This is a genomic window from Vibrio sp. D431a (assembly GCF_030248655.1).
GTDB lineage: Bacteria > Pseudomonadota > Gammaproteobacteria > Enterobacterales > Vibrionaceae > Vibrio > Vibrio alginolyticus.
Window position 1 is genome coordinate 1 of the sequence record NZ_JAHGAP010000081.1, and the last position, 632, is coordinate 632.

The window sequence follows — 632 nt, forward strand, 5'->3', positions numbered from 1 at the left end:
TTGAATTTAGTGATTGAGGTGGTATGCGGCGGCTTCGGTATTGCGTTGCTCACCCCTTAGCAGGGCGTTAGGCTTATATGGAAGATAAGATGGAAGAACTTTCTAAAAATCAGAAAAGGAAACTAAGAAAAAGTATTAAACATCAATTGGGGCTGTACTCATTTAGTGAACTTGAAACTTCTATTGTAGAGCGCTTAAATTTGGATCTACTGACCATGCTAGTTGCTCGGTTAAATACTTTACAAAAACGAACCAAGTGTATTCGTTGTAATAAGTTTTTTGATGGTGTAATACCTATGTTAGGGCATTGTCAAAGTGTTCACAAAATAGGCGAACCTAAACAAATTCGTACTAAGCCATTTAAGCTGAAAGCAGCTAAGAAAATACGCTCAAAAGAAGTAATTATTGAGCATAAAAGCGTTCATAGTAATCTTTTAGGCATAACAAGTAGTCGTGACTGGAAGAAAACAAAGTAAGCCTAACAAAGCGTTTAAGACAGATTCGCAACGCGTGGCATTTTTGGTTTTATTTAGTTCAAGTGTTTACGGCACAATAGTTTAGGTTCAGTGGTAGTGTTGCTCACTACTTAACGCGGCGTTATGTTAATCGAAGTTTGTTGCAATTAAGTGAAT

Annotated in this window: 1 protein-coding gene; it reads left to right on the forward strand. The window is 36.9% G+C overall.

Annotation, left to right across the window (positions count from 1 at the left end):
• Positions 1-89 precede the first annotated feature (89 nt).
• Positions 90-476 carry a hypothetical protein gene (locus KJB35_RS28025; RefSeq protein WP_115386069.1) on the forward strand — a complete coding sequence of 129 codons (387 nt, stop codon included), beginning with the start codon at positions 90-92 and terminating at the stop codon, positions 474-476.
• Positions 477-632 lie beyond the last annotated feature (156 nt).